Origin of the sequence: Polyangium sp. 15x6 (genome assembly GCF_029960785.1) — a bacterium.
Taxonomy (GTDB): domain Bacteria; phylum Myxococcota_A; class Polyangia; order Polyangiales; family Polyangiaceae; genus Polyangium.
This window is the reverse complement of the sequence record NZ_JASBQE010000026.1, coordinates 122,492-131,500: the sequence shown is the minus strand read 5'-3', so window position 1 is coordinate 131,500 and position 9,009 is coordinate 122,492. Positions and strand designations below refer to the sequence as shown.

The 9,009-nt window shown below is 69.1% G+C and carries 9 protein-coding genes; 6 read left to right on the top strand and 3 right to left on the bottom strand.

From position 1 onward, the window contains the following. Positions 1–256 precede the first annotated feature (256 nt). Genes QHF83_RS20870 through QHF83_RS20860 form a run of 3 tightly spaced genes read right to left on the bottom strand, consistent with a single transcriptional unit; the run spans position 257 to position 4,265 of the window. Complete coding sequence (locus QHF83_RS20870) at positions 257–1,891, bottom strand: adenylate/guanylate cyclase domain-containing protein (protein ID WP_282419635.1); 1,635 nt, start codon at positions 1,889–1,891, stop codon at positions 257–259. A 9-nt stretch (positions 1,892–1,900) separates the two neighbouring features. Further along, positions 1,901–2,302 carry a hypothetical protein gene (locus QHF83_RS20865; protein WP_282419634.1) on the bottom strand — a complete coding sequence of 134 codons (402 nt, stop codon included), beginning with the start codon at positions 2,300–2,302 and terminating at the stop codon, positions 1,901–1,903. 16 nt (positions 2,303–2,318) lie between these two features. Continuing rightward, positions 2,319–4,265 carry a YgiQ family radical SAM protein gene (locus QHF83_RS20860; protein ID WP_282419633.1) on the bottom strand — a complete coding sequence of 649 codons (1,947 nt, stop codon included), beginning with the start codon at positions 4,263–4,265 and terminating at the stop codon, positions 2,319–2,321. Positions 4,266–4,469: 204 nt separating this feature from the next. On the opposite strand from QHF83_RS20860, the gene QHF83_RS20855 reads away from it, so the two are divergent. The 6 genes from QHF83_RS20855 (at position 4,470) to QHF83_RS20830 (ending at position 9,004) form a co-directional block, all read left to right on the top strand. Continuing rightward, positions 4,470–4,844: a hypothetical protein gene (locus QHF83_RS20855; protein WP_282419632.1), complete on the top strand. Its 375-nt coding sequence runs from the start codon at positions 4,470–4,472 to the stop codon at positions 4,842–4,844. A 722-nt stretch (positions 4,845–5,566) separates the two neighbouring features. Next, positions 5,567–5,908 (top strand): hypothetical protein, encoded by a 342-nt coding sequence (locus QHF83_RS20850; RefSeq protein ID WP_282419631.1) that lies wholly within the window; start codon positions 5,567–5,569, stop codon positions 5,906–5,908. A 160-nt stretch (positions 5,909–6,068) separates the two neighbouring features. Beyond that, positions 6,069–7,088, top strand: a complete 1,020-nt coding sequence (locus QHF83_RS20845; protein WP_282419630.1) for a hypothetical protein — start codon at positions 6,069–6,071, stop codon at positions 7,086–7,088. 113 nt (positions 7,089–7,201) lie between these two features. Beyond that, entirely contained in the window at positions 7,202–7,780 is a 579-nt protein-coding gene (locus QHF83_RS20840; RefSeq protein WP_282419629.1) for a hypothetical protein, read from the top strand. Between the two features lie 355 nt (positions 7,781–8,135). Beyond that, a complete protein-coding gene (locus QHF83_RS20835; RefSeq protein ID WP_282419628.1) occupies positions 8,136–8,570 on the top strand; it encodes an acyltransferase in 435 nt (144 codons plus the stop codon). Between the two features lie 65 nt (positions 8,571–8,635). After that, on the top strand, positions 8,636–9,004 hold the full coding sequence (locus QHF83_RS20830) for a hypothetical protein (RefSeq protein WP_282419627.1): 369 nt from the start codon (positions 8,636–8,638) through the stop codon (positions 9,002–9,004). Positions 9,005–9,009 lie beyond the last annotated feature (5 nt).

Sequence of the window (9,009 nt, the reverse complement as noted above, 5' to 3'; positions counted from 1 at the left end):
CACCCCAGCAGGGGGCTGTCCGCCCCCTGCACCCCGGACCAGGCACGGCCTGGACCGAAGGCCGAGAAACCGCGCGATGCGCGGTTTCTCGGACGGGTCCGGGGCAAGACCGGCGACGACGTCGCCAGCCAAGACGGCCTCTGTTCGATGAACTGCGCATCGCGCAGTTCATCGACCCCGAGTCCAGCGCTTGCGCTGGTCCGGGTCCAGGGGTGGACAACCCCTGGTCGGGGTCCGGGGTGAAACCCCGGTCCGGTCAGGCTGGGTCGACGACCGCGTACACTACGATCGGCTCGGCCTTGCCGCGTACCGCTACCTTCGGCATCGGCTGCGCTGGGATGATGTCCTTTGCTCGCTCGTAGGCTGCTTCGCTGAGGAGGATGTCCGTCCCGAGCTCCTTCGTGAGACCCTCGATCCGGGCTGCCACGTTCACGACGTCGCCGATTACCGTGTACTCCATTCGATCGGGGCTCCCCACGCTGCCGGCCACCATCTCGCCCGTGTGCACGCCGATCCCGATGCGCAGCACGGCTCGCCCCTCGGCCACCTCGCGCTCGTTGAAGCGGGCGAGCGCTGTGCGCACTCCGAGGGCTGCGCGGGCTGCTCGTTCGGCGTGATCCGACGCTGGCACGGGCGCGCCGAACACTGCGAGCAGACTGTCACCGCCGAACTTGTTGATGAAACCGCCCTCGGCGCGGATCGGCGGGCTCACTGCGGCGAAGTAGCGGTTCAGGAGGCTCACGACCTCCACCGGCGACATTGCCTCCGACAGCGACGTGAAGCCGCGGATGTCGGCGAAGATCACCGTCGCGCGCACCAGGCTCCCGCCCATGGACACCCCGTGCTTCATCACCTCCTCGGCGAGCTCGGGCGCGACGTACCGGCCGAACGCGTCGCGCAGCCGCTCGCGCTCCACGAGACCGTGCGTCATCCGGTTGAACCCGCGGTATGCCTCGGCGAACTCGTCCGTCGAGGCCACCACGAGCTCTGCGGACACCTCGCCTCGCTCCACGCGCTGCATCGCCTCGACCAGCCCCTCGGCCGAGGACGCGATGTCGCGCGAGAGCATCTTCGCGAGGAAGAGCGCCACGCTCGATCCGCCGACCACCAGCAGCAGCACCCACACTTCGAGTGGCCCCTCGATCGACGCGGCTTCGTGCATCCCCACGCGCTCGAGCAGACGACCGAGCTTGAGCATCACCGTGAACCCGAGCGCTGCGAGCGGCACGCACGCGACGAACGCGAACACCAAGAGCAACTGCAACCGCATCTTGAGCGGAAGCACCCGCGGCACCTCGTCGCGCGCGGCCTCGTCCACGTGCGCGCGGATGTGCGGGAGCACGGGCTTCACGGCTGACTTCACGGCGAGATACTCGTAGATCGCGTGACCCGAGGCGAAGACCACGATCGTCGCGTAGACGAGGGCGAACTGCCACGGCGCCAGGCCCAGCCCGAGCCACGCGTTCGCGAGCGAGCAGGCCACCGTGAGCGACACGGCCAGGATCGGCGCGTGCAGGAACAACACGCGCGCGGCCGTGTAGAGCGGCAGATTCAAGGCGCGCGCGAGCGCCGGCGCCGCGAGCGATCGCGCCGAAGGCCCTGGCAGCGCCGCGAAGAACGCGCGGATCGGCGCCACGTGCCGCCCGATCACCGAGATATCGGCGAACACCTGCGGAAGCGCGGCCAGCGGCGCGAGCAGGCCGAGCACGAGCTGCTTCTGGTAGGCGCTGAAGTCGAGGCCGAACAGGAAGAAGAGCGCGCCGGTGCCCGTCGCGGCGATGGAGGCCGTGAGGTAGATCAGGATCAGGCGCCGATGCAGAAGCCGACCGAGATCGTCCCAGGCGCGCGCTGGGTCCGTCTTCTCGGGCGTCGCCGCCAGCGCCTCCGTCATCGCTCTTCCTTACTCCTCGACGGGATCCTTCGGGCGCTCCGCCAGCACCGGCTTGGCGAGCTCGGAGAGGGATGTCGCCAGCGCCGTCGCGCATGGCAAGAGGGATCGTAACGCCGGACCCCCGTCGATGCGCACCACCCGCGGACGTGGATCGGCGTCCGGGGTGGTCGGCTCCAGCGTCGCGAGGAGCCGCTCCCGCTCGAAGTCGAAGGACAGCGAGCGGATCACGACGCCGGGCTCGAACGACGCGAGCGCCTCGAAGAGCGGCCCCGCCGCGGCGAGGGCCTGCGCGGCCCGCTCCCCGCGCAGGTCCACCCCGGGCCCCGAGAACGGGCACCCCTCGGCATCCGTCTTCGGCACCACGCGCACGTGGCGATCCGCCACGCGCAGCTTGAACGAACGGATCTGCAAGGGGCCCCTCGTGCGACTAGCGCCGCACCTCGTGCGGCTTCCGCCCCTTCGACTTGCAACGCTCGGCGCGGGCGCGCCGCATGGCGATGGGCATCGCGCCCTTCCCGGAGGCGGGCGGCACCAGGCAATGCGGCTTCGACCCGATGAGGTCCCCTCGCCCCGCTTTGATCAAGGCCTCGCGCGCCTCGTCGTGGTGGGCCGGATCCCAGTAGAGCAACAGCGCCTTCTGGAGCCGCTTTTCGTGCATCTCCTTGGCCGTGTACACCGGCGCCTTCGTGAAGGGATCGAGGCCCGTGTAATACATGCACGTCGCCATCGACATCGGCGTCGGAATGAAATCCTGCACCTGGCGCGGACGCATTCCCTTTTTCTTGAGCCAGAGCGCGAGGTCCACCATGTCCTTGAGCGTCGATCCCGGGTGACCCGAGATGAAGTACGGCACGAGGAACTGGTTCTTCCCCGCCTCTTCGCTCGCGCACTGGAATTGCTCGGCGAAGCGCTCGTAGCTCTCGATGCCGGGCTTCTTCATCTTGTCGAGCACGTCCTTCTTCGAGTGCTCGGGCGCGACGGAGAGCTGGCCGCCCACGTGCCATTTCGCGAGCTCCTCGATGAACTCGGGCGAGCGCTCGGCGAGGTCGTAGCGGATGCCCGAGGCGATGAAGACCTTCTTCACGCCCTCGCTCTCGCGCACGGCCCGCATCAGATCGAGCAGCGGCTCGTGATCCGTCTCGAGGTTCTCGCAGACCCCGGGGTGCACGCACGAGAGCCTGCGGCATTTGCTCTCGATCCCCGGGTCCTTGCATTTCATCATGTACATGTTGGCCGTGGGGCCGCCGAGGTCCGAGATGGAGCCGCGGAAATCATCCATTCGGCGAAGCGCGCGGATCTCCTTCAGGATGCTCTCGGCCGAGCGCGACTGGATGACCCGGCCCTCGTGCTCCGTGATCGAGCAGAACGTGCAGCCCCCGAAGCAGCCGCGCATCGTCACGATCGAATGCTTCACCGTCTCGAACGCCGGGATCGGCTCGCTGTAGCTGTAATGGGCCGCGCGCGCGAAGGGCAGGTCGTAGAGCTCGTCCATGTCCTTCGTCTCGAGCGGGATGGCGGGCGGATTGAAATACACCGCCTCCTCGCCGTGCGGCTGCACGAGCGGCCGCCCGTTGCCCGGGTTCGTCTCGTACTGGAAGCGCCGGCTCATCTCGGCGAACGCCTCCTTGTCCCGCGCCGCCTCCTCGTAGCTCGGCAGGATCACCACCTTGCCGTCGCTGACGAACCGGCTCGGCTCGATGTCTTCCCATTCGCCTTTTCGCCGGACGTACGCCGTGCCCCGCACGTCGCGGAGGTCGCGGATCGTCTCGCCCCGCCGCAGCCGCTCGGCGACCTCCCAGACCGGCCGCTCGCCCATGCCGAAGATCAGGAGGTCCGCCTTCGCGTCGAGCAGCACGCTCCGGCGCACCTGGTCCGACCAGTAGTCGTAGTGGGCGATACGCCGGAGCGACGCCTCGATCCCGCCGAGCACGAGCGGCACGCCCGGGAAGGCGCGGCGGCAGAGGTTGCCGTACACGATCGTGGCGCGGTTCGGCCGGAGCCCCGTGCGCCCGCCCGGCGAGTACTGGTCCTCGCTCCGGATCTTCTTCTGCGCCGTGAGCTTGTTCAACATGCTGTCCATGTTGCCGGCCGTGATGCCCACGAAGAGCCGCGGCGGCCCCATGCGCAGGAGGTCGTCCGTCGTACGCCAGTCCGGCTGCGAGACGATCCCCACGCGGAAGCCACGCGCTTCGAGGAAGCGGCCGATCAGGGCCGCGCCGAACGCGGGGTGATCCACGTAGGCGTCGCCGTTCACGAGCAGGACGTCGAGCTCGTCCCAGCCGCGGGCCTGCATCTCGGCGCGGGTCGTGGGCAGGAAACGGCGGAGATCACGCCCCGACGCATGGGCGCTCTTGCGGATCTGGACGATGGTCACGGCGCTGTGACCCTAGCTTGCCGGGGGCCCCGCGTCAGCGCCGACGACGACGCATTCGCGTTTTTCCGAGCCGGGGGTCTTGGTCTGGGGAGCGGGGGGCGCGGGATGTTGTACGCTGAGCTCCTGCGGAGCGCCCCGAGGCGCGCGGATAAATCGAGGTCTCGAATGAAGAAGAGCTTGCCCTCCCCTTGCCGACGTTCGCCCATGTACGCCGTCTTCGCGCTCCTCGCCGTGTCGGCGGCCGGCGCTTGCGGCGCGCAGGCAGCAGGGCCCGGCGACCAGACGCCCTCCACGCCCGATGCGCTCGAGACGTCACCGACGTCCGTCAGCGCGCAGCCATCGTCCGACCCGCAGCCAGCCCAGGCGCCCGAGCCGCAGCCCACCACGACGGTCGGGGATCAGCCGACCGCGCCCACGAGTCCAGCAGGCACGCCGGCCCCCGCGACCAGCGAGTGCGACCCAGCCAAAGAGCCGCACCGCAGATACCTCGGGGACAGGAAAAAGTGCATGGTCATCAAGTTTCGCTGCGACCCGCCGCAAAATCAATTCTTCAATGACTGCGGCTGCGGCTGCGAGTAGCATTGCCGCGACCTCGGGCGCAACGACCTCGGGCGCAACGACCTCGGGCGCTGCGATGCCGGCTGCAACTCGCGCGGGAGAGACGGCTCCATCTTGCGCCCCTCTTCCTGAGGTGCTCCAAAACGGAGCGCCAGGTGCTCCAAAATGGAGCGGGGAGGCCCCAAAGACAGGTCCGGGCGGCCGGAATCCTCTTTGGGGAGGCCCCATCGTCAGGTCCGGGCGCTCGGAATCGCCTTTGGGCAGGCCCCATCGTCAGGTCCCGACGCTCGGGATCGTCTTTGGGGAGGCCCCATGGCCAGGTCCCGGCGCTCGGAATCGCCTTTGGGGAGGCCCCATGGCCAGGTCCCGGCGCTCGGAATCGCCTTTGGGGAGGCCCCATGGCCAAGTCCCGGCGCTCGGAATCGCCTTTGGGGAGGCCCCATGGCCAGGTCCCGGCGCTCGGGATCCTCTTTGGGGAGGCCCCAAAGCGAAGCGTTGGTGGCCCGTAGGGTGTTTGGGGAGGCCCCTAGCGGACCTACCGGTTGCACCGGAATCAGAGGGGATTCCCTCGTCGTCACAGGGTGGGCGTGGCCTCCGTTCCCGCTCTCGCCCCCGCATCCGCTCCCGCTCCCGCGTCGGCTTCCGCCTCCGTCTCCGACTCCGCTACCTGCCTCGCCGGCGAGCCCCCCCGCCCTGATCGGAGCTCGCCCGGGCCTCGAATGGCAGCAGAGATGGAGGAGGCGATGCGCCACGGCAAAGTCGTGACCCGAATACCGGTCGAGGAGCTCTGGACGGACGAAGGTGCGCTCCCCGCGACACGCCTTCGTACGCTCGACCGAGAAGCCATTCGTGAGCTCCTGCGCCGTGGTCCCGTCCGGTTCGTGGTCGCCGATGTCGGCCACCGGCTGCGGTGGATCCCACCCGCCGAACGATTCGATTTCTGGAAACGCGACGGCAATCTGCACCTCGCCGAAGCGGACGCGATGCATCCCGGCGATTTCCCGGACGGCATGGCTTACCGGGCGTCCGAATGGACCGCTCCCGGCGGCGAGGCCCCCATCATCGTCCTGGAAGTCCACCATTGAACGAGGCTTCCACGGCCGCTCCCGCCCCCGGCCCCCCTTGCTCTCGCAGCAGAATCGTGCACCCCTCGACTCCTCGTCATCACGCGACACCCCATCGCCCCTCCACCGTCGTTCCCGAAAAACCGTGGCAAACCGGTGCGTCCGTGCAATCTTCCGGCCCGTGCGCCACCGCCCCCTGCACGTATCCTCAATCCTCGCAGTGCTGCTCGTCGCCTGCGGCTCGACGCCCCCGGTGTCGCCACCTCCTCCGCCTCCGCGCGCCACGCCCGCCGTCGTGCACGTGCCGCCCCCCGCGGCTTCGGCCCAACTGGCCCCGCCGCCCGATCTCGACGCGCCCATCCGCATCGAGCGCGCGGCAGAGGCGGCGCCCTGGCTCGAGCGCGAAAGCAAGCCGTTCGAGCTCTGGGAAGCCTCGCCTGCCGTGCGCGGCGTCGCGCGTATGATCGACCCGATTCTCGGCGCACCGAGCGCCGACGCCATCGAGCCCGGCGCCATCGTGCTCCAATCGCGCGTGGGCCGCCTCGTGATCACGAAGGACGGCGTCCGCGGCCTCGTCCCGAAAGGCATACGCTTCGTCGGCGTGGTCACGAGCGGCGAGGTCTTCGCCGAGGACGCTGGCCACGCGCCATTGCGTGCCGCGAGCGTCGACGACCTCGTCGCGGGAAAACTGACGCCCGCGGTCGGAATCGACCGGCTCTTCGACGCTGCGGGCCAGTTCGTCGTCGCGGCCCGGGGCGGCGTGCTCGTGCGATCCAAGGACGGAGGAAAAACCTTCGTCGACGTGCCGATGAAGGGTTCGGTGGAGCGCGCATTCGTGCGCGCCGACGGGGTCGTCCTCGCCGCCGTTGCCGATCAAAAACCCGCCGAGACGTGGTTCACGCTCGACGCAAAGGGCAAGGTCGTGCCGGTCCGCCGTGCCATCCTGGCTCCCTGGCGTTGGGGCGGGTTCATCCTGCATGAGCTCAAGCGGAACGACATGGGGGAGTTCGTGAAGGCGTCCGTCCTCACGAGGGACGGGCCCGAGGGCACCACGGAGCTCGTCGCGAAGGTCCCCGTGACCCGTTCCGTACGTGCGATCACGGTGGAATCGGGCTACCCCACGCTCCGCTTCGGCGATGGACAGCGTCCAAGCGTGGCTCGCATCTCGCGGAGAGGAGCGCTGATCGAGATGCCGCAATGACACGGTTCGAGAGAGCCGATGCGCGGGTTGTCCGGGGAAGCCGGCTGCGCCAGCGCGCAGATTCGTGCTCGCTCTTGACACAACATCCCGTCGAAGGCCGTATGAACGGCAACATGTCGACACGTTCGAGCGGACACGGTTCGCCCAGGTGGGCGTGGCTGCTGGGCACACTCTCCGCCGCGCTGAATGTCTCCTGCGGGGACTCCAACCCCGACGTCCTACGGGACACGACAGGCGCGACGTTCTCGTGGACGTGCTCTCTCGCCACTTGCACGGTAGAGCCCGTCGATGCGCCGCCGCCGGCGCAGTGCAACGACAGCAAGGTTTTTTATTCGTATCTCTGGGGTAACTTCTTCGAGGTCTGCTCGGTTGTCGGGATGGACGACGGCCGCTCGTGGTTCACCAATGGGTCGCTGTGCAGGTTCGTCGTGTGCGACTCGGACGACGAGTGCCCGCAATTGCCGAACGCCAAGTACGCGTGCTCCGCCGGCCTGTGCCAGAACGTCGAGTCCAAGGGAGAGGTCCACGAAGCCCAGGTGGTCGCGCTCTGCATGGCCGAAGAGCCGCGCCCCTCGGATTGCCAAGCGCAGATCGACGACCCCGAGGTGTCGGCGCAGTTCGCTCGCGCACGCGAGAACTGCGAGAGCCCGAGCGGCCCCTGCACGGTCCCTGCGGAGTGCCGGCAGCCCTGAGGCGCCGGGTCGATCCGCCCGATCGTACTCGGTCGTACGGGCCATCTGCAGCATCGAGAGAGACCTTCGACATGGCCCTGCGCGATGGGTGAGCTTGCCATCCCCGAGCGGGCCCCCTCCCTCACCCGCCCCCCGACACGTGCGCTTGACTTTCGCGCGCACCTGCACATGCGCCCCCGCTCCCGCCCCCGCTCCCGTGCATGGGGACAGATCGTCCACGACGCTGGTACGTCGGGCACGTTCGAGACTCACCTGCCTCTTGCGGTCCCATGAGGTTTCGTCCAAACATCGTTCGGCGGACGGACGCCAAAAAAGTTCGCCAGGTCCGAGCGACCGGGATACTTCCAGGTACAACATGAACCACACGCGCTACATCACCGCTCTCTGCGCTGCCGTGCTGCCCTTCGCTCTGGTCCTCGTGGCCAATGGCTGCGGCAACAAGGAAGAAGAAACCCCGCCGCCCGTGCAGACGGCCGCCCCGGCGCCGACGCCGGCCCCGACGCCGACGCCGCTCGTGGTCGAGGAGGACGCAGGCTCGGACGCCTCGGACGCCGGCGAGGACGCGGACGCGGGCAAGAAGGTCGTGGGCACGGGCGATCCGACGGGCATCCGCAAGTGCTGCAACGCGCTCCGGCAGAACGCGAACTCGGCGCCCCTCGATCAGAAGGGCTCGTACCTGGCCGCCGCCGGCATGTGTGACGGCCTCGTCAACTCGCCGCAGGGTCGGCAGGCGCTCTCCGCGGTGCGCGGCATGCTGAAGGGTGCCGGCGCGCCTGCGGACTGCCAGTGAACCGTCCACGCGCGGCGCGCGCCTCGTCCCGCCCTCGAGAGAGGTCCGGCGCGGGCGCGCGGCGCGTGGCCCTCGCCGCGGCGCTCGGGTTCGTGGTCTCCTCGTTCCCTTCCCGCGCGGCGAGCGCGCTCGAGCCCCCGCCGAGCCCGGGCCGCACGAAGATCACCTCCGGCATCGCCTTGATGGTGAGCGGCGCGGTCGTCACCGGCCTCGGCGCTGGGCTCTACGTCGCGAACGAAAACGCCGATCGCGCCGCGTGTGTCCCCTGCGCGAAGTCGTCCTGGGTCTTTCCGACCGTGCTCATGGGCATCGGCGGCGCCATGTTCGTCGCGGGCATCCCCGTGTTCGTCCTCGGACAGGTCGAACGTTCCCGCGAGCCGGCCGCCGTCGTCTCCCTCGGACCGTTTGGCGCGTCGGCCCGTTTTACGTTCTAGAACCT